Origin of the sequence: Myxococcus hansupus, assembly GCF_000280925.3 — a bacterium.
GTDB lineage: Bacteria > Myxococcota > Myxococcia > Myxococcales > Myxococcaceae > Myxococcus > Myxococcus hansupus.
On the sequence record NZ_CP012109.1, the window covers coordinates 4418434 to 4436813 of the forward strand.

Consider the following 18380-nt stretch of genomic DNA (forward strand, 5'->3'; position numbering starts at 1 on the left):
GAACCGCCCTCCTTGGCGCCATCATGCACCGGCTCCGGCGCGGCGGCCTCCCGCGAACCACGGATAGAGCGTGGGCAGGATGACCAGCGTCAGCAACGTGGACGTCACGAGCCCGCCCACCACCACCGTGGCCAGGGGCCGCTGCACCTCCGCGCCCACGCCCTGGGCGAGCATCATCGGGATGAACCCCAGCGCCGCCACCAGCGCCGTCATGAGCACGGGCCGCGCCCGCTCACGCGCCGCCAGCACCACCGCCTCCGCGGGGGCGTGGCCCTCCTCCTCGAGCCGCTGCTCGCGGGACATCAGCACCACGCCATTGAGCACCGCGATGCCGGACAACGCGATGAAGCCCACCGCCGCGGAGATGGACACGGGCAAATCGCGCACGGCCAGCGCCATCATCCCGCCCACGCAGGCGAACGGGACGTTGGCGAAGATGGCCAGCGCGGGGCGCATCCGGCGGAAGGCGAACAGCAACACGGCGAAGATAAGGACCGCCACGGCGGGAAGCACCAGCGAAAGCCGCTGCCGGGCCTCCGTCAACGTCTCGTATTGGCCGCCCCAGGTCAGCCGGTAGCCATCAGGCGGAGCGAGCGACTGCTCCACCCGCGCGCGCGCCCGCGCCACCACCGTGCCCAGGTCCGCGCCGCGCACGTTGAAGCCCACCACCAGGCGGCGCTGCCCCCCTTCCCGGCTGACCAACCCAGGCGAGGACGTCAGGCGCACGTCCGCCACGCGGGAGAGCGACACCAGGCCGCCACTGTCGGTGGGCACGGGCAAGCCGGCGAGCGAGAAAGCGTCCTGCGCCCCCGTCAACCGCAGGACGATGGGCACCCGCACCGCGCCGTCCCAGGTGGCGCCGACCTCCACGCCGCTGCGCACCGCGCGCACCACCTCCAGCACGTCCACCGCGCCCAGCCCCGCGCGCGCCGAGTCCAGCGGCCGGGGCGCCACCTCGAAGAGCGGCACCTCGGGCGGCGCGAGGACACGCACGTCCACGGCGCCGGGCTCCTCGCTCAACATCGCCGCCGCCTTGCGCGCAAGTCGGCTCAGCTCGCCCAGGTCCTCGCCGTAGATGCTGAGCGCCACGTCCGTCACCGCGCCACCCAGCAGCTCGTTGAAGCGCATCTGGATGGGCTGGGTGAAGGAGGGCTCGCCGCCCGGGGCGCCCGCTTCGAGCACCTGCTCCATCTCCGCGATGAGGGACTCGCGCGTGAGCCCCGGACGCCACGCATCCCGCGGCGCCAGCGACACGAAGACGTCCGCCATCTCCAGGCCCATGATGTCGGTGGCCACCGCCGGGCTGCCCACGCGCGAGACGACCTGCCGCACCTCCGGGATTCCCTCGAGCAGCGTGCGCTCCATCCGCCCGGCCTCGACGACAGCGGCCTCCAGGCTGATGTCCGGCGCGCGGGTGGTCTGGATGACCATGTCCCCTTCATCCAACTGGGGTGTGAACTCCGTGCCCGCGCGGGCGAACAGCCAGCCGCCCGTCCCGAGCAGGAAGAGCGCGACGGCCGCCACGGGGATGCGCGAGCGCACGCTGCGGCCGAGCACTGGCGCATAGAGCCGCTCGAACCAGCGCACCAGCAGCGGCTCGCGCGCGGGGACGTGTTCGGGCCGAATCAACCAGCTCGCGGCGGCGGGGATGAAGGTCAACGACAACACGAGCGCGGTGGCGAGCGCGAAGACGACGGTCATCGCCATGGGCCGGAACATCTTCCCGTCCACGCCCCGCAGCGACAGGATGGGCAGGTACACCAACAGGATGATGAGCACGGAGAAGAAGACGGGCCGGGCCAATGACACGGCCGTCTCCTCGACGTGCTCCCGGGGCTCGCGTTTCTTCTCCTCGGGCGACAGGTGGGCCAGCCGGTGGAACAGGCCCTCCACCATCACCACCGCGCCGTCGACCAGCAGGCCGAAGTCGATGGCGCCCAGGCTCATCAGGTTGCCGGGGATGTCCAGCGCCACCATGGCGGCCGTGGCCCCCAGCATGGACAGCGGAATGGCGGACGCGACGAGCAGACCCGCGCGCACGCTCCCCAGCAGCAGGAAGAGCACGCCCACGACGAGCAAGCCGCCTTCCAGCAGGTTCTTCCCCACCGTGCGCACGGTGCCGCGCACCAGCGTGGCGCGGTCGTAGACGACGTCCAGGCGCACGTCCTCCGGCAGCAGGGCCCGCACCTCGGGAAGCGCGGCGGAGATGTCCCCCGTCACCGCGAGCGCGTTGGCGTCCCGCAGCATCTGAACCATGACGTACACCGTCTCGCCGCGCCCGTTGGAGGTGGCGCTGCCGATGCGTGGCAGCGCACCCTCCGTCACCTCGGCCACGTCGCCCAGCCGCACGGCCGGCGCGCCCACGCGGGGAATCAGCGCCTCCGCCAGGTCCGCGGGCACGCGAGGCCTCGCCACCGCGCGAATCAGGACATGGCGCTCGCCCACCGGGAGGCTCGCGCCCGGCGCGCTGCCCGTGGCGCGCTCCAGGGCGTCACGAAGCTGCGCCAACGTCACGCCGCGCTGAGCCAGCCGCACCGCGTCCGCGCGCACCTCCAACGTGCGCTGCTGCCCGCCCCAACTGTTGACCTCCACCACGCCGGGCACCGAGCGCAACCGGGGCCCCACCCGAAGCTGCGTCAGCTCGAGCAACTGCGCCCCGGTGCGCTCGGGCGAGGACAGCGTGAAGTGGAACACCTCACCCAGGCCGCCCGTGAGCGGGCCCAGCTCCGGCGGGTCGACGCCCGGCGGCAGCGACGCGCCGAGCACGTTGAGCCGCTCCTGCACCAACTGCCGGGCACGGTACGGGTCCACGGCGTCGGCGAAGACTGCGGTCACCGAGGAGAGGCCGTAGCGCGACAAGCTGCGCTGCGTCTCCAGTCCGGGCATGCCGCCCAGGGCCACCTCCACGGGCCGCGTCACCAGGCGCTCCACCTCCTCGGGCGTGAGGCCGGGCGCGCGCGTGAGGACGAGCACCTGGTTGGTGGTGATGTCGGGCATCGCGTCCAGCTCCAACTGGAGCGACACCGCCACGCCCGCGAGCGCGAGCATCCCCGTCAAGGCGAGCACCCAGGCCCGGTGCCGCACCGACAGGCGGACGAGGGCTTCAATCACGGCGCCACCTCATTCCCACCCGAGCCCTCCTGGCCTTGTGCGTCCAGGAGCAACACCGCGCCATCCGCCGCGACGGAGTCCCCGGTGGACACCGTGCCTTTCACGAGCGCCTCGGCGCCCGACGTCGCGAGCACCGACACCTCCCGGCGCACGGCCTTTCCATCCCCCCCACGCACGAAGATGAGGGTCCGCTCCTTCTCGAAGGCCAGGGCCCGCGCGGGCACCAGCACCGTGTCCTCCTCCGCCGATGCGTGAATGCGCAGGCGGCCTCCCAGGCCCGCGCGCAGGACGACGCCCTCCTCGGGCTCGAACCATGCGCGCCACGTGCCGTCAGCGGCGTCCACCTGGGGCGACTGGCCCACCAGCCGCACCGGCGTGGGCGCGCCCAGGGATGACACGAAGGCGAACGTCGCGCCTTCGGGAGGCCGGACGGACAACCGGGCCTCCAGGCGCGTCGGGCCATCCGACGCCACGCGCGCCAAGGCGCCACCGCCCTCTGGCTGCATCTCGCCCAGCACCGCGCGCACCTCGGTGACGACGCCGGCAATGGGGCTCTTGAGCCAGACGGTGCCCCGTTCGGCCACGCCGCGAGCTTCCCCCGGCGAAATGCCGGCCACGCGCAGGACGGCGTGCGCGGCGACCAGGGCGGCGCGCGCCTCCGCCTGCTGCGTCTGGGCGTCGGCCAGCTCGGGAAGCTTCGCCAGGCCCTGGGCGTGCAGCGCCTCCAGCCGCTCGACCTGACGCGAGTAGGCCTCGAGCCGAAGCGCGGCGGCGCTGGCCGCGCCCGCGGACTCCACGACCTCCGGCATCAACACCTCGATGAGCGGCGCCCCCTGCTCCACCTTCTGGCCAGGGCGCGCGCGGACCTGTTGGACCCGCGCGCGGAACGGCGCTGTCAGCGCCGCGGTGGTGTCCGGGCCGGAGAGCACCACGGCGGGTGCGTCCACCAGGGCGACGCGTGAGGCCGCGCGCACGGGCACCCAGGCGGAGGGCGCGGAGGACCGCGGTGGCGGCTCGGAAGCGGGGGCTGGCGTGGTGGAGGGATTCGAAGTGCAGGCCGCGCCCAGGACGAGCAGCGGCACGGTGACGAGGCGTCGGACGAAGAGCGTCATGGCAGAGCGGAAAGCAAGAGGTGGAGCCGCGCGGCGGCGAGCGAGGCCTCGCTCCGGGCAAACGCGAGCCGCGCATGGGCGGCGGCACGGGCACGGCGGGCACGAAGAACATCGGGAAGCGTGCTCTGGCCCGCACGCAGCAGGACATCGGCCAGCCGCGCGGCCTCCTCGGCCGTGGGCACCAGGGACTTCTCGACGAGGGACAGTTGCGCGTCGGCGTGCTCGCGCTCGTGGAAGGCCAGCGCCAGCTCGGCGGCGGCGCGCACCGCGGCCTCCTGCGCCTCGCCGTCCAGGCGCTCGGCCGCGGCCAGCAGGGCCCCGCGCTCGCGCTGCCCCGAATCGAACACGGGCGGCGTCACGCCCACCATCAACAGGCCACTGACGCCGCCGTAGTACTCGCGCACGCCCTGCGCGCCGAGCGTCACCTGCCAGCCTCGCGCGGCGCGGACCTCCGCCGCCCGCGCCCGCTCCGCCGCGCCAAGCAGGCGCCGCGCCTCCGCCTCCGGCAACTCACCCGCGCGCGCCAGCCACCGTGCTTCCTCGGAGGCAGGCGGCAGCGCCACCACCGGCAGGGCGTCCGCGGCCACCAGCGCCGCGGCGGGAGGACGGCCCAACAACACGGCCAGCGAGAGGCGCGCATGAGTCACCTCGGCGTCCCGGGAGAGCCCGGCGAGCCGCGCCTCCGCCTCGAAGCCCTCCGCCTCCGCCAGCTCCAGCCGGGTGGCGCCGCCCAGGGCCAACGCCTCCGCCACGGACTTCCGGAGCGTGCCCGCCAGCTCCGCCTCCTGCGCGGCCGAGGCAGCGGCTTGCTGCGCGGCCCACAGCGTCAGCCACGCCCGAGCCACCTCCAGGCGCCGATCCAACAGCGCGGCCACGGCCTCCTTCTCCAGGGCGCGCGTCTCCGCACGGGCCGCGTCGCGCTGGGCGCCCGCGAGGTTCGACAGGAAGAGCGGCTGCTCCACCCCCACCGTCATTTCGAAACCCGGACCGTCGGGCTGGGCTCGGCGCCCGGGAATCACACTGAGCGTTGGGTTGGCGGCGAGCGCCGGCAGCCGCGTGTCCCAGACCCGCCGCGTCTCCACGGCGCGCGCCAGGCTGGCGGGCAGCGCCGCCTTCGCGGCCTGGGCCTGGGCCTCCTCGAAGGAGAGCGGCTGGGAGTCGGACGCGGGAGCCGCGGCGAGAAGCGTGACGAGGAGCACCCACATGATGCGGCGCACCCTAGAGAGGGCGCGCCCACGCCGCTTGAGGGCATCCTGAGAAGATTCTCAGACAGCCCCTCAGCGGGGGTTGCTGCCGCGCAACACCGCCGCCTGCCGGCACGCCACCAGCAGCATCACCGAGAAGGTCGCCACCAGCACGACCAGCTCCTCCCAGTCCGCCAGCGGGTCCTCGTTCTCATTGAGCAGCGCCAGGCTCAGCAGGCACAGCACCAGGTGCACGGAGAACACGGGCAAGGAGGCGCGGCCCAGTGCCTCCAGCACACGCGGGCGCAGCCAGCGGAACACCTTGGGGCTGAACCAGCTCACTAGCAGCGCCAGGGCCAGGAAGTTCACCAGCCGCACCGGCGCCAGGGTCCACTTGTCGATGAGCGCCCCGTACACCCCGAAGTCGATGTTGAAGATGCCCACCTGGTAGCGCATCAGCAGCAACGCCACGCTCACCAGCAGGGCCCCCCCGAGGAGCGCGGGCGACACGTCGTCGCGCTTCTCCGGCGCCGACACGCGGCTCACGCCCAGCCACACCCCCAGCACCCAGAGGAACTGCCACGCGAAGAGGTCAAAGGACCCCGACAGCTCGATGCGCAGCGGCGGCCACGGCAGCACGGGGATGAACACCAGGAAGTCGTAGAGCGCGCGCTTCAGGCCCAACTGCGCCGACATCCAGACCAGCCCGCTCACACACAGAATCCGCGTCCACCCCAGCGTGCGCGAGCCCAGCAGAATCCACGGCGTCAACAGCAGCAGCACGACATAGAGCGGCAGGATGTCGAGCAGCGGCGGACAGTAGAGCAGGAACAGGCTGCTCCAGAGGGCGGTGACGGGGTCCTCGTGGAAGAAGGCCAGCAGGTTGTGGATGGCGGGACGGTGCGTCATCACGCCCAGCGAGCCGATGACGGCGAACGCGAACGCCAACAACGCCACGTGATAACCGTAGACCTTGAGCGCCCGCTGCCAGAGGCTGCGCCACAGGACGTTGGCGTCCGCGTCCTCGACCTTCCGGGCGTACACCACGCCGACGAGGAACGCGGACAGGAACACGAACCCCTCGGCGGCCGAGACGAAGCCAAAGGGCTGATTGCTGAGCGTATTCAGGCGGGTCGGCAGATGCGTCAGCGTCATCAAGACGAGCAACACGCCACGCAAGCTGTCGAACTCGGGTCTGCGATTCATGAGGACGAAGGTCGGCTCGGCGGGGGCTCGGGTCAGGTGGGGCGTCGAGGATGCCCTCGACGGAGAATTCCACACACTGCATAGCCCATTCCGCCGGCCAAGTCCCCGGGCGGCCCCCTGTGTCAGCAGGCAGACGGCCCATCCACCCGTCGTCTGGCCGCCTGCGTCATGGGAGCCGTTCGAGGAGCCTGCGCACCGAGTCTCGCCCCGGCCCGGACGACGTGTCCGTCACGCGCCGCAGCATCTCCTTCACCCGGCTCAGCGTCGCCAGCTCCACGTCTTCCAGCGCGGACAAGGCGGCCTCCTGCTGCTCCGGGGCCTCCACCGCGCGCAGTTGGAACTCCAGGAGCGCCACCACCGCCGGGGATGACGCATCGAGCCGAAGGAGCGCCACGGCCGCGCACGCCGCCACGGAGGGGTTCGTGTCCTGAAGCCGGCCGCTGACGCGCTCGAGGACGTCCGGGGACGCAGGCCCCGTGAGGCCCAGCAACGTGAGCGCCTCCACGCGAATGGCGGGCTCCCCCTCCTTCACCGCGCGATGGAGTGACGCCTCCAACCCCGGCAGCGCGGGCAGCGGCGCGCCCTTGCGACGGGCATCCTCGACCAGGCTCCGCAGCGCCGTCAGGGCCAGGTAGAGCCGCGCGCCTTCCACGGTGCGCACCTGCTCCAGGAGCGCGGGGGTGGCCACGCCGGGCGCCAGGGACGCCAACGCGCCCAGCGACTCCAACGCCGCGCCCGCCACGTCCTCCTCGTCCTGCAACATGGGAACGAGTCGAGGCAGCAGGGGAACCGCGGCCTCCCCCACCCGGCCCACGGCGCCCGCCGCCGCGCGCCGGACGGAGGCCCGCCCGTGGCCCAGCGCCGCTTCCAATGCCGCGCACTGGCCGGGCGCCACCCGGCACACATTGGCCAACACCAGGGCGGCGTCCTCCACCGCCGGGCTCGCGACATCGACGGTGGCCAGGGCCGCCGTCACCGCCCGCATCGCCGCGTCCGCGAGGCGCACCGGCGGTGGCCACCAGGCGGACTGCAACAACGAGAGAATGGCTCCCACCGCCGCGCCGGGTTGGCCCAGGGCATCCAGGAGGGATTGGGCCGTCCGCTCGCGCAGCGCCTCATCCTCCGCGCCCAAGGCGTCCCCCAGACCTTCCACGGCCCTCTCACGCTCCGACGCCGACGGCGAGGAGAGGAGGACGACCCATTCATCGGCAGACCGGACGCGATTCGCCACGGCAGGCTCCTCACTAGACGTTCGACACCGAGCCAGCCGCGACCCGGTGGGTGACGGACGATCATCCCGTCAGGCCCACCGGTTTCCAAGGAAGAGGCGCTCCCAGGACGGCCCTTGTCGACGCGCGGCTGACACACGGCACGGCACGCGGCTTCCGCTTCGTGCGGGTTGATACACTCAGTGTCTCTGAGACATGGGGAATGGCACACCCATACGCCCTGTAACTGACTAGGCTGCGCGCACCACCTTCGCCCCTCACGGCCCGGTACGCCGGGCACAGGAGACACTGGATGCGCGCTTCCAAGAATCCCCAGCGCTGGCTTCACACGGCCCTGCTCTGCGCCCTTTCGTGGAGCGGACAGGCCCTGGCCAGCAGCCCGGAGCTGTCCGCCGGCGCCGGCGTGAAAACGCGGCCTCACCCCAAGAACGCGAAGGCCTTGAAGCAGACCGCCGCGGACCCGCACCTCATCCCGCCGCCCCTGCCCGCCTGTCCGGGGATGATCGACAACGCGACCGTCCGGCTCGGGGTCGCGCCCGAAGGACACTTGAACATCCCCTGCCCCACCAACCCCGTCTCCAGCGGCACGCACGGAACGAGCTGGATTGGCCTGCGCTACCTGCCCACGAACGGCGAGGCCGCGGCCCCCGGGAGCCCTTGTGAGGGCTGGGGCGTCGCGAGCGCCGACCTGGGGGTCTCCGGCTTCAGCTCCGCGGACTGCGGCGCCCACAACGTCACCGTGGAGATCAACGCGCCTTCGCCCATCTCCACCATGTCCGTGGTCCGCGTGGGCAACACGTTCCGCGTGACGCACATCTACACGCCGACGTCGCTCACGAACTTCCTGTATCAGGTGAACGTCCTCATCGAGAACATCGGCACGGTGAACGTCGCCGACCTGCGCTACACGCGCGGCATCGACTACGACATCCTGCCCAACACCTTCTCCGAGTACGTCACCATCGCGGGCACCGCGGGCAACCCCTGGGTGGTGGGCGCGGTCGACAACAACTTCGTCTCGTTGGATCCGCTGGCCCCCAACTTCCCCCTCATGGGCGGCGTGGGTGACTTCACCAACCTGGGCCCGGGCGACCTGGGCGCGCAGATCGACTTCAAGCTGGGCGCGCTCGCTCCGGGCGAGGTCCGCTCCTTCCGCACGTTCTACGGCGCGGCGGGCAACCATGCGGATGCGGTCAACGCGCTCGCGGCGGTGGGGGCGAGCACGTACTCGCTGGCCAAGGGAAACTGGAACGGCTCCGGAAACCCGCTGAGCCCCTCGGGCGCGCCCACGGGGACCTTCGCCGCCACCACGGGACAGCCCAACACCTTCATGTTCGGCTTCCGTCCTCCCGAGACGCCGTCGCACTGCACGGTGGAATGCCCGGGCGTCCTGTCCCACGGCGTCTACACGGTGGACCGCGCGGGCGCGGCGGACCGCTGCGTCGTCAACGGCCAGTACGACAACCGCGTGGTCGCCGTCACCACGCTCCACGGTGAGCGCGTCGAGTTCTCCTGCATGGACTACGGCAGCCCGTACGGCAATCCCTGCAACATCGTCCCCGGCGCCGACACCTGCAACCTGACGGTGTTCCAGAAGCTGTGCAGCAGCCCGACATTCGCGCAGTACTGTCTCTAGTTCGAGTTTCACCCACCCTGGTTGGGAGTGGAGACATGCGTCTGAGCGTGCAGCGTGTTCGAGGAAGCGTGTCGCGAGTGCTGGTCTGGTTCGCCAGCATCCTGGTCGTGCTCGTCGTCGTCGCCTTGATCGCGTTCGACATGTTCATACGCTCGCGATACGAGCCCACGCTGGACGCGATGAGACAGGACGTCACGGCGCAGGTGGACCTGTTCTGCGACGAGCAGACGCAGCTCGCCGCCGACCCGTGGTTCCACGAGCCTCGCGTCGAGGGTGACGCGGGCCCGGTGCTCAACGCCTGGGTGCAGTGGGAGGACGCGGGCCCGTCGATGCCCGCGGACTCACCGCTCCAGCTCCCCGCCCACTTGAAGGAGAAGAAGACGCTGGACGAATGGTTCGCCGCGGCCCCGGACCTGTCTTCGCTGCGCTTCGAGTGGATGCGCGAGCTTCAGCGCTTCGACCGGTGGGACACCGTGCGGAACCTCCCGTTCCAGCATGAGACTCCGTACAACATGATGACGGCGCCGGTGCCCAACTTCATCGCTCTGTTGGAGTGGTCCAAGTTCCGGCTGCTCCACGGCGTCAAGACGGGGCAGCCCCTGGAGGCGGCCCGGGACGTGCGCCATCTCGCGTGGCTGTCGTACCGGACGGACAGCCTGCTCGGCGCGATGATTGCCTACGCCCTGCTGGGGCAGGAGCACAAGGCGCACGCGCTGATGGAGCAGCCCCCGGCGGAGTGGAAACCGATGAGCGAGGCGCAGCGTGGGCGCATGCGCGCCGTGGTCTGGGCGAGCATGTCGTTCGCCAGCATCGTCTCGCCCGTGGAGGTGGCCCGGAAGGCCCGAAGCTGTGGTTCGGCCATCACCCGCTGCATCGGGCTGGTCGAGGCCAGCAACCTGGCGAGGTATCTCCAGCCCATCGCCGAGCCGTCCTTCCGCGCGGCCTACGCGGAGCTCCAGAAAGAGCTGGCCACGCCCTGCCCCAGCTCCATGCTGACGATGGTGTGGGAGCACGGCGTCACCATCGATGACCGCCAGCCCCCGGGCAGCGCCATGCCCGACCCGCCGACGTGGATGCGCAGCCTTCCCGACGCTATGCGGGCAAGCACATCGCCGGAACACTCCTGGCGCTCGTCGGCCAGAAACTCGACCCGCTCAAGATGCTGACCCAGACGCCCGCCGCCGTGACGCCAGGCTCCGCCGAAACCGAGCCCTGAGTCGGGTGGGGTTCAAGGTGAGGGCGTCCAGCGGCACGCGGCTCACGCCTTCATGCTCGACGGCGGTGGCGCATCCGGCATGCGCCTTCGCCGGAGGGACGCGGCCACCAGCAACGCGATGCCGGACGCCGCAACGCCGCTGGCGAAGGGCGCACCCGGTCCCAACCGAGCGAAGAGGAAGCCGCTCCACACGGGCCCCACGACGCGCGCGAGCCCGCCCGCAGACTGCACCACGCCCAGCACGCCGCCGCGCAGCTCGCGCCCCGCGAAGCCCGAGGCGAGGCTCGCCACCAACGGCTGCAACAACCCCGTGCCCGAGCCCACCAACACCATGGCCAGCACCAGCATGGCGCCATGGTTCGCCGCCGCGATGAGCGCCAGGCCCGTCCCCATGCAGGTGGCGCCCACCAGCACCAGCGACGTGTCCCGAAACCGCCGCGTCAGCCAGCCAATGACGAAGGCCTGAAGGACGAACGTCACCAGTCCCATCAACGCGAACAGGCGCCCCACCTCGAGCTCGCCCCAACCAAACCGGGCCTGGGCCAGCAGCCCCAACGACACCTGGAGGTTCGTCATGCCAATGAACACCAGGAACATCAGCGCCAACACCGCGCCCAGGCCGGGACGGGCCAACACCTCCGGCAAGCGAACACGGGGACGTCCCGCCGCCGAAGGGTCCGTCGACCCGGGACGGTGCGTCTCCGGAAAGAAGAAGAACACGCCCAGCATCGCCGCCGCCGCGAGCACCGCGCCCGCCAGCGGTGGCGCCCACGCGCCCCACACGTGGAGCACGCTGCCAATGACGGGCCCCAGCACCATCCCCAGGCCAATGCCCGCGCCCACGCGTCCCATGCCCGCCGCGCGGCCGTGCTCGTCCGTCACGTCCGCCACCGCCGCCTGACACGCCGCCAGGTTGCCCGCCGTGGCCCCCGCGAGCAGCCGTGACGCGAACAGCAACGGCAGCAGCCGCACATGGGTGGAATAGGCAAACAGCGCCATGGAGAGCGCATTGCCCAGCAGGCTCAACAGGATGACGGGCCGCCGCCCCACGCGGTCCGACAGCCGGCCCAGGATGGGCGAGGCGATGAGCTGCGCGAGCGAGAAGAGCGCCAGCAACACCCCCGCCGTGGTGGCCGTGCCCCCCATGGACTCCACATAGAAAGGCAGCAGCGGGATGATGAGACCGAAGCCCACCAGGTCCAGGAACACCGTGACGAAGACGAGCGCGCGGACCCGTCGCTGCACGTTCCGGGGTGCGGGGGAGTTCCAGGCGGGCGAAGGCATGCACCCGATGATTCACGGCCGGACGCGCCAGGGGAACAGGATTCGTGGCCGCGGGCATCGTCAGATACAGCCGTGTTAATGTCGACATCCCCGAAACTCCCGCACATTCCTGTGGGGACCGTCCGGGGCGCGAAAGGCTTTCCACCATGTCATCCCGCCGACACAGTCTGTCTTGGGGCGTCGCCCTGCTGCTGACCCTCGCCGCCAGCGCCGCGGGCGCCACCGAGCCCACCGCATCTCCGGCCGTCCTCGCGGAGCAGTCCGCGTGTTCGCAGGAGCTGCAGTCCGATGCCAGGAACACCGAGGGCGACGTGTCCGGCCTCGTCTGCGTCAGCGTCCGGTGCAGCTCCGACCAGGACTGCGTGCAGGCCTGTCCCTCCGCCAGGACGGCGACGTGCTCGCGCAACGCCTGCAGCTACACCTACGGCGGCGGTGGCGGAGGCCCTGGCGGCCCGACCTGCCCCTCCACGCGGTGCATGTATGACGAAGACTGCGTGTGCCGGGGCGTGCAGGGTTACTGCAACGTCCGCGCGTGCGCCTACTGAGCGTCGCGTCCGTCACGTGAGTTCCCGGGCCCGGGGCTTGGTTACAACGCCCCGCCCCGCGCTCGTGGAACACGCCTCAGCGCTTGCGTGCCGCCGGCTTGCGCGCCGGCCTGGGCGACAGCAGGTCCTCGAAGAGGGAGAACACCTGCTCCGCCCCCTCCTCCAGCGCGGCGGCTCCGCGCCCGGCCCACTGTTCGAGCAGCCACCCATCCGTGGCCTGGCCAATGCCCATGAGTGACGCCAGCAGCAGCGTCTCGGGCACATCGCCGCGCACCGCGCCCACCTCGCGCCCGTCCTCCAGCACGCGCTGGAACCACGCCACCAGCGGCCCTTCGAAGCGGCCCCAGGTGTCCTGGAGCTTCGGATGGCTTCGTGCCTGAGACAGGCCCCGAAGCAGTCGGGCCGACCGCGCGTCCTCCATGACGAAGGCCACGGCCGCGAAATAACGCTCACGCAACGTGCGCCAGAACGCCTCCGCGCGGGCGGGCGCCTCCCATGCGCCGAACCGCCGCGCCAGGGCGTCCAGCATCTCGCCCATCACGGCGGCATACAGGTCGTCCTTGCTCTCGAAGTAGTAATACGCGACGCCCTTGGAGAACCCCGCCCGCTCCAGGATGCGGTTGTACGAGGCCCCGTCGAAGCCATGCTCCGCGAACTCCTCCGCCGCCACGGCGAGGAGTGTCTGTCGGCGTTCGGGGTCGAGCCTGCTGGACCTGGGACGGGGCATGGGACGCGGAGCTTCTCTCTATCAGGATGCGCCTGTCCCCGGGGCATCTCCCAGCGCCGCGCGATGGAGTTGGTGCCACGCGACGATGGCCCGGTCCGCGCGAACCAGGGTGCCGTGCGACAGCGCCCCCGAGCGAGGCAGGCTGGAACGGACCATTCGATGGTCATCCGGCTGGATGAACTGGAACTCGAACGCAATCGCCAACCGCGCGGCCAGCCACCCCAGCCCCGGCACCGGCACGTAACGCTGGTGGAAGCGCGCGGCGATCCACGTGTGCTCGCCATCCACGGGCGTACACACCACGGCGGCATCGAGCCGCGGCGAGAAGCGCAGGTGGAGCGCGCCCGGGTAACCCACATGGATGTCGAAACGAAGCCCCGTGCCCGGCGGCCCGTCCTCCTTTCGGAGCCAGCCCACCGAGCGAATGGAACCCGACTCCACCTGCACCTCATAGGGGTCCAGCCGCGTGTACCCCGGCGGCACGTAGCGCCGGTGCGCGAACGGAAAGTGATGGAGGTCCAGCATCCCCTCCATCACCCGCGTGAAGCGCGCGCTCCAGACATCATCCACGGAGGCGCTGTTCGGGCCGGGTTCGGGCGCGCTGGGGAGCCACGGCAGTTCGGGCAAAGGCTCACGTGTCACCCCGCCCAACCAGGCCCAGATGAAGCCGTGTGCTTCACGGACCGGATGCTTGCGCAGCGAAAGCGCCTTCGACGGTTTCGCCTCACGCCCTTCGCAAGGCATGGCACGGCAAGCCCCGCCACCGTCGTAACGGAAGCCATGGTACGGGCACTCCAGCATCCCCTCTCGCACCCGGCCGAGCCCGAGGTCCGCGCCACGATGAGGACAGGCCGCATCCGCGCCATGCGCCACGCCGTCCGCGTCACGCCACAACACGAGCCGCCGCCCCAGGCGCTGGAGCCCCAGCGGCGAGGAGCGCCCGAGCGCCGACGCCTGGGCCACCGCGTACCAGTGCGTGGCCCACCGCTCTTCCTGCTTCGTCCCCGTCGCTTCGTTCATGGGAGCCGCCCCTAGACCGACAGTTAGACCACTGGTCTATTATGGGGCGGCCCAATCCCCGCGCAACGGGAAACACGGGGCCGCGAGCCCCCGAGGCGGGGGGCGTCATCGCTTTTCGGGACTAGGGGGAAAGCGAGACAGCAGCTTGTGGACCGCCTCGTCGATCTTCTTCTGGAACGCCTCGGGCGACAGGTTCCGGTGGAGCTCGGCTTGCGCGGTGCCTCGCCAGACGAGCCGCTGCTCCCTCGCGTCCACGCCGTCGAGGATGAGCGTGCCCACCTCGTATTCACGGACGTAGGTGCGTGGGCCGCCCACTCCGTAGGGATACCCATAGGGCCCGTAGAAGGAACTCCAGGGGCTCCAGTAGGGCCCCCACGGATAGCCGTAGAACGAATCCACGGTGTCGATGGACAGCTTGGTATTGATGGCGCCCTGCCAGCCCACGAGGAAGTCCGGGTCGTCGGACATCTCCACCCGCTGGTAGCCGCGCGACTGCAGCTCCTTGTCCACCGCCATCCGCACGCGCACGTCCGTGATGTCGTTGTAGACGCGCGAGTCCTTGCCTTGAGGCTGCGGCAACCAGGCGTAACGCTGGAAGCGCTCGATGCGCTCGACGGCCGTGGGGTCGTAGTTGGTGTTGACCTGAACGCCCGAACAAGCCGCCAGCGCCAGCCCCAGCAGCACGGGAGTCATCCGATACAGCAGCCGCATTCGAGCCTCCTCCTGTTGGGGCGCGAACACCGCGCGACGCCCGTTCCTGAGAAAGCTAGGCGCCCGTCGCGCGGGCCTCGGGTACGGCCCGGACGTCCGGCATCCGGGGGGGAGCGGGTCCTTGCGAAAGGTGGGCTCGTCCGGGATGAAACCGACGAATCCGTTGTTCCGGCCGCGCCTTCGTGCCCCAGACCGTCTATATCCCCCGCTTTCGGCCGTTGACGGCGGCACGCCGCCCCGGCGGTCTGGCACACCCCTGCTGTTTCTCAGGAGCCACCTGTGACCCACCCCCATCGACGTTTCACCGGCGCCAGGCATGTGCTGGTGTCCGCATGCACGTCCGCCCTGCTGACCTCGTGCGCATCCTCCACGTCCGCCGAGAAACCAGAGGCCCCCGCCGCGGCGCCGCAAGCGGCCCCCGTGGCCTCCGCGCCGAAGCCCACCTACGGGACGTTCGGCTTCGACCTCGCCGGCATGGACCGGAGCATCACGCCGGGCAACGACTTCAACGGCTATGCGAATGGGACCTGGATCAAGCAGACGGAGATTCCAGCCGACCGCTCCAGCTACAGCAGCTTCACGACCCTCACGGAGCAGGCGGACCAGCGCAACCGGCAGCTCATCGAAGGGCAGAACCAGGCCGCTGAAGGGAGTGAAGCCCGGAAGGTGGGCGACATCTTCGCCAGCTACATGGACGAAGCCGCCATCGAGGCACGGGGCGCCGCGCCGCTGAAGCCCGAGCTGGACCGCATCGCCGCCATCAGCCAGCGAAGCCAGTTGGCCACGGTGCTGGGCGCGTCGCTGCGCGCGGACGTGGACGCGCTCAACATGGGTGACGTCACCACGGACCGGCTCTTCGGCCTCTGGGTGGCCGAGGACTTCAACGAGCCGTCGCGCTACGCCCCCTACCTGCTCCAGGGCGGACTGTGGCTGCCGGACCGTGACTACTACCTGGTGGACAGCCCCCGCTTCGCGGAGGTCCGCAAGAGCTACCAGGCCCACATCGCCGCGATGCTGAAGCTGGCCGGCTTCGACGACGTGGAGGCCCGGGCGGGCCGTGTCCTCGCGCTCGAGCGGAAGATGGCGCAGACGCACTGGCCCCAGGTGGACACGCGGGACGTCTCCAAGGCCAACAACCCGTGGCCCCGCGCGGAGTTCGCCAAGCGCGCGCCCGGGCTCGCCTGGAACGAGTTCTTCAACGCCGCGGGCCTGGGCGAGCATCCGCAGTTCATCGTCTGGCAGCCGAGCGCGCTCAAGGGCCTGTCGAAGCTGGCGCAGTCCGAGCCGCTCCAGGCCTGGAAGGACTACCTGGCCTTCCACGCCGTGGCCCGTGGGGCGGCCTCCCTGCCGAAGGCGTTCGTCGACGAGAGCTTCGCCTTCAATGGCAAGACGCTCAGCGGCGTCCCGACGCAGCGCGAGCGCTGGAAGCGCGGCGTCGACGCCACCAACCACTTCATGGGCGAGGCCGTGGGCAAGCTGTACGTGGCCAAGTACTTCCCGCCGGAGGTGAAGGCGGAGGCGGACGCCATGGTCCGCAACATCATCACCGCGTTCGACAAGCGCATCGACGCGCTGACGTGGATGTCGCCGGAGACGCGCACCCGGGCGAAGCAGAAGGTGTCCACGCTCCAGGCCAGCATCGGCCATCCGGAGCGGTGGCGTGACTACTCGGGGCTCGACATCGTCCGGGGTGACGCCTACGGCAACGCCGAGCGCGCCACGCTCTTCGAGTACCACCGCAACGTCGCCAAGCTGGGCAAGCCCGTGGACCGGCAGGAATGGTACATGGTGCCGCAGTTGGTGAACGCGCTGAACTCGCCGCAGCAGAACTCCATCATCTTCCCGGCGGCCATCCTCCAGCCCCCCTTCTTCGACGCGAACGCCGACCCGGCCGTCAACTACGGCGCCATTGGTGCCGTCATCGGCCACGAAATCGTCCACAGCTTCGACGACGTGGGCGCCAAGTTCGACGCGCAAGGCAAGCTGGAGAACTGGTGGACGAAGGAGGACGAGGCGAAGTTCCAGGCCGCGGGCCAGGCGCTGGCGGCGCAGTACAACGCCTACCGCCCGCTGCCGGACCTGTCCGTCAACGGCGAGCTGACCCTGGGCGAGAACATCGCCGACGTGGCGGGCGTCGCCGTGGCGTATGACGCCTACCAGCTCTCCCTGGGCGGCAAGCCCGCGCCCGTCATCGACGGCTTCACGGGCGACCAGCGCTTCTTCCTCGGCTTCGGCCAGGTGTGGCGTGGCAAGTACCGCGAGCCCTACCTGCGCCGCATCCTCATGACGGATGGACACGCACCTGGCCCCTACCGCGCCGCCACCGTGAGAAATCTCGACGCTTGGTACAACGCATTCGAGGTCCAACCGGGACAGACGCTCTTCCTGACGCCCGACCAACGTGTCCGGATTTGGTAAAGCCAGGCATGTCATTGACGGCAAATCCCGGATTGAAGGAGCGTACTGCCTTCACCCCGGAGGAGCCGGAATGATGCGCAACATGCTGCGGAGTGGCTTGGGAGTCCTCGCGGTGCTGGCCATGGTGGGCTGTGGCGGCCCCGTTGAAGACACGCAGGACCTGATGCTGGCGGACCAGGAGCAGGAATTGCCGATGTGCAAGGTGGACGAGCCTCAGCCTTGTCCCACCGGCTACACCTGCGTGAACCGGGTGTGCCGGCCGGATCCGCTGTAACGCTGTCGTCGTTCCCGCCAGGCGGCCTCGGCTGTCGCCGCCTGGCGGTTCGAAGACGTTGGAGAGTCACGTGTCACTGCCGGGTCCCGTTCTCGAAACACCGCGCCTCATCCTCCGGCCCCCCGTGGCGGACGACCTGGAGGGGTTCGTGGCGCTGCTCGCCGACCCGGAGTCGGCCCGGTTCATCGGTGGCGTCCAGCCGCGCACCATGGCGTGGCGGGCCCTGTGTGTCATGGCGGGCGCGTGGGCCCTCCAAGGCGCCGCGATGTTCTCCGTCCTGGAGAAGGCCACGGGTGCGTGGGTGGGACGCGTGGGCCCCTGGCACCCGGACGGCTGGCCAGGGACCGAGATTGGCTGGGGGCTGCGCCGCGAGTACTGGGGCCGGGGCTACGCCACCGAGGCCTCGGCGGCCACCCTCGACTGGGCCTTCGAGCACCTCGGCTGGACGGACGTCATCCACTGCATCGTCCCGGAGAACACGCCCTCCAAGCAGGTCGCGCTCCGGTTGGGCTCGAGCCTGAGAGGTCCGGGCCGCATGCCGCCACCGTTCGACACCCTGAGCGTCGAGGTGTGGGGGCAGAGCCGCGAGGCATGGCGCGCCCGGCGGAATCCGCGGGTCGGCTGATCCTGGAAAACCCCCGTCCCCACCGGCTCCGCCTGCCCGCCCCCTGGGGCTGCTGGCACCCAAATCGTCAAGAAAGACGGGA

15 protein-coding genes are annotated in these 18380 nt (G+C 70.8%); 6 read left to right on the forward strand and 9 right to left on the reverse strand.

Annotated features, from left to right (window positions below; translation table 11 throughout):
* Positions 1–21: 21 nt before the first annotated feature.
* From A176_RS16735 to A176_RS16755, 5 genes are all read right to left on the reverse strand, one after another.
* Complete coding sequence (locus A176_RS16735; protein WP_002639353.1) at positions 22–3111, reverse strand: efflux RND transporter permease subunit; 3090 nt, start codon at positions 3109–3111, stop codon at positions 22–24.
* Positions 3108–4223 (reverse strand): efflux RND transporter periplasmic adaptor subunit, encoded by a 1116-nt coding sequence (locus tag A176_RS16740; RefSeq protein WP_002639354.1) that lies wholly within the window; start codon positions 4221–4223, stop codon positions 3108–3110. The genes A176_RS16735 and A176_RS16740 overlap by 4 nt, the downstream gene beginning before the upstream one ends.
* A complete protein-coding gene (locus tag A176_RS16745) occupies positions 4220–5428 on the reverse strand; it encodes a TolC family protein (protein WP_002639355.1) in 1209 nt (402 codons plus the stop codon). Before A176_RS16745 ends, A176_RS16740 begins: the two co-directional genes overlap by 4 nt.
* A 72-nt stretch (positions 5429–5500) precedes the next feature.
* Positions 5501–6613, reverse strand: a complete 1113-nt coding sequence (gene opgC, locus A176_RS16750; RefSeq protein WP_226994351.1) for an OpgC domain-containing protein — start codon at positions 6611–6613, stop codon at positions 5501–5503.
* A 166-nt stretch (positions 6614–6779) separates the two neighbouring features.
* Positions 6780–7844 carry a serine/threonine-protein kinase gene (locus A176_RS16755; RefSeq protein WP_049872320.1) on the reverse strand — a complete coding sequence of 355 codons (1065 nt, stop codon included), beginning with the start codon at positions 7842–7844 and terminating at the stop codon, positions 6780–6782.
* A 290-nt stretch (positions 7845–8134) separates the two neighbouring features.
* Here A176_RS16755 and A176_RS16760 point away from each other — a divergent pair, with 290 nt between their 5' ends.
* The gene (locus A176_RS16760) at positions 8135–9478 is read left to right on the forward strand and encodes a hypothetical protein (protein WP_002639359.1); all 1344 of its coding nucleotides are present in this window, start codon (positions 8135–8137) and stop codon (positions 9476–9478) included.
* A 68-nt stretch (positions 9479–9546) separates the two neighbouring features.
* Positions 9547–10644: a hypothetical protein gene (locus A176_RS16765; RefSeq protein WP_158513092.1), complete on the forward strand. Its 1098-nt coding sequence runs from the start codon at positions 9547–9549 to the stop codon at positions 10642–10644.
* Between the two features lie 92 nt (positions 10645–10736).
* On the opposite strand, the gene A176_RS16770 is transcribed toward A176_RS16765, so the two are convergent.
* Complete coding sequence (locus tag A176_RS16770) at positions 10737–11978, reverse strand: MFS transporter (RefSeq protein WP_021781395.1); 1242 nt, start codon at positions 11976–11978, stop codon at positions 10737–10739.
* 146 nt (positions 11979–12124) lie between these two features.
* Here A176_RS16770 and A176_RS16775 point away from each other — a divergent pair, with 146 nt between their 5' ends.
* Complete coding sequence (locus A176_RS16775; RefSeq protein WP_002639362.1) at positions 12125–12523, forward strand: hypothetical protein; 399 nt, start codon at positions 12125–12127, stop codon at positions 12521–12523.
* A 76-nt stretch (positions 12524–12599) separates the two neighbouring features.
* Here the strand turns inward: A176_RS16775 and A176_RS16780 are convergent, their stop codons facing one another.
* The 3 genes from A176_RS16780 to A176_RS16790 all read right to left on the reverse strand — a co-directional run bounded on the left by A176_RS16780 (position 12600) and on the right by A176_RS16790 (position 14981).
* Positions 12600–13250 carry a TetR/AcrR family transcriptional regulator gene (locus A176_RS16780; RefSeq protein ID WP_044890446.1) on the reverse strand — a complete coding sequence of 217 codons (651 nt, stop codon included), beginning with the start codon at positions 13248–13250 and terminating at the stop codon, positions 12600–12602.
* Between the two features lie 21 nt (positions 13251–13271).
* Positions 13272–14270 carry an aromatic ring-hydroxylating oxygenase subunit alpha gene (locus tag A176_RS16785; RefSeq protein WP_002639364.1) on the reverse strand — a complete coding sequence of 333 codons (999 nt, stop codon included), beginning with the start codon at positions 14268–14270 and terminating at the stop codon, positions 13272–13274.
* Between the two features lie 105 nt (positions 14271–14375).
* Entirely contained in the window at positions 14376–14981 is a 606-nt protein-coding gene (locus tag A176_RS16790; protein ID WP_002639365.1) for a DUF4136 domain-containing protein, read from the reverse strand.
* A gap of 279 nt (positions 14982–15260) precedes the next feature.
* On the opposite strand from A176_RS16790, the gene A176_RS16795 reads away from it, so the two are divergent.
* From A176_RS16795 to A176_RS16805, 3 genes are all read left to right on the forward strand, one after another.
* Positions 15261–17399, forward strand: a complete 2139-nt coding sequence (locus A176_RS16795) for a M13 family metallopeptidase (protein WP_002639366.1) — start codon at positions 15261–15263, stop codon at positions 17397–17399.
* A gap of 70 nt (positions 17400–17469) precedes the next feature.
* On the forward strand, positions 17470–17673 hold the full coding sequence (locus A176_RS16800; RefSeq protein ID WP_002639367.1) for a hypothetical protein: 204 nt from the start codon (positions 17470–17472) through the stop codon (positions 17671–17673).
* A 70-nt stretch (positions 17674–17743) separates the two neighbouring features.
* The gene (locus A176_RS16805) at positions 17744–18298 is read left to right on the forward strand and encodes a GNAT family N-acetyltransferase (protein WP_002639368.1); all 555 of its coding nucleotides are present in this window, start codon (positions 17744–17746) and stop codon (positions 18296–18298) included.
* The last annotated feature ends 82 nt before the right edge of the window (positions 18299–18380 follow it).

Bases quoted from the DNA above. Each gene is read 5' to 3' on its own strand.
- opgC (WP_226994351.1), bottom strand. From the start codon at position 6,613: ATGAATCGCAGACCCGAGTTCGACAGCTTGCGTGGCGTGTTGCTCGTC.
- A176_RS16770 (WP_021781395.1), bottom strand. From the start codon at position 11,978: ATGCCTTCGCCCGCCTGGAACTCCCCCGCACCCCGGAACGTGCAGCGA.
- A176_RS16780 (WP_044890446.1), bottom strand. From the start codon at position 13,250: ATGCCCCGTCCCAGGTCCAGCAGGCTCGACCCCGAACGCCGACAGACA.
- A176_RS16785 (WP_002639364.1), bottom strand. From the start codon at position 14,270: ATGAACGAAGCGACGGGGACGAAGCAGGAAGAGCGGTGGGCCACGCAC.
- A176_RS16740 (WP_002639354.1), bottom strand. From the start codon at position 4,223: ATGACGCTCTTCGTCCGACGCCTCGTCACCGTGCCGCTGCTCGTCCTG.
- A176_RS16775 (WP_002639362.1), top strand. From the start codon at position 12,125: ATGTCATCCCGCCGACACAGTCTGTCTTGGGGCGTCGCCCTGCTGCTG.
- A176_RS16800 (WP_002639367.1), top strand. From the start codon at position 17,470: ATGATGCGCAACATGCTGCGGAGTGGCTTGGGAGTCCTCGCGGTGCTG.
- A176_RS16760 (WP_002639359.1), top strand. From the start codon at position 8,135: ATGCGCGCTTCCAAGAATCCCCAGCGCTGGCTTCACACGGCCCTGCTC.
- A176_RS16745 (WP_002639355.1), bottom strand. From the start codon at position 5,428: ATGTGGGTGCTCCTCGTCACGCTTCTCGCCGCGGCTCCCGCGTCCGAC.
- A176_RS16790 (WP_002639365.1), bottom strand. From the start codon at position 14,981: ATGCGGCTGCTGTATCGGATGACTCCCGTGCTGCTGGGGCTGGCGCTG.